This is a genomic window from Phyllobacterium chamaecytisi, from assembly GCF_020164455.1.
Taxonomy (GTDB): Bacteria; Pseudomonadota; Alphaproteobacteria; order Rhizobiales; family Rhizobiaceae; genus Phyllobacterium; species Phyllobacterium chamaecytisi.
The window spans coordinates 1-658 of sequence record NZ_JAIQWW010000070.1 but is presented as its reverse complement, the minus strand read 5'-3'; the positions used below and the strand labels follow the sequence as shown (position 1 = coordinate 658).

Genomic DNA, 658 nt, shown 5'->3' with positions numbered 1-658 from the left:
GCGATGGTGACCTAGCAGCTGCGCCCTAAGGGTGACCTGTTCATGTCCTGCCGTGGAGGTGAACCGCTTTTGCGAAGAAAAAGGAGACCGGAGCAATGACGCAGAATTCTGCCATCAGTTCGTCTAAAAGCGGTTCGGCAGGCAACGTTTTCGTTTTTGGTCCCTTTCAACTTTCCGCGCACCAGAGGCTTCTTCAGCAAAACGGGACGCCGCTTTCCATCAGTAGCCGCGCGCTCGAAATCCTGATGGCCCTCGTTGAGCGACCGGGCGAAGTTGTTTCTCACAAAGAGTTAATCAATCGGGCATGGCCCAACGTTGTAGTGGAGGACACGAATTTGCGCGTGCACATTGCAAATCTGAGAAAAGCGTTGGGGGATTCGAAGACTGGACCTCGTTACATAGTGAGTGTTCCAGGACGCGGGTATTGTTTCGTTGCGAAGGTTAGCTCGATGGATTCATCTCGCTCCGTCGACTGGCCAGATTTACTGCTGCCGCGAATACCCGATGCTAAGCCAGCGGATGCGTTGATCTTTGCAGAAGGACAGGTGCAATTAGGTGTTCAACTGTTGCGTAACGCTCTTGCGACGTTGCAAGCGCAGCAGCCTTATATAGTGGCGGGTGAACTATCTGCGCATTGGCTGACGGTTCAATCGAGTGC

General features: G+C 53.3%; 1 protein-coding gene. It reads left to right on the top strand.

Annotated elements, in window-relative coordinates:
* Positions 1-95: 95 nt before the first annotated feature.
* Positions 96-658: winged helix-turn-helix domain-containing protein (locus LB462_RS30955; RefSeq protein ID WP_224515958.1), on the top strand; the 563-nt coding region annotated here is incomplete at its 3' end.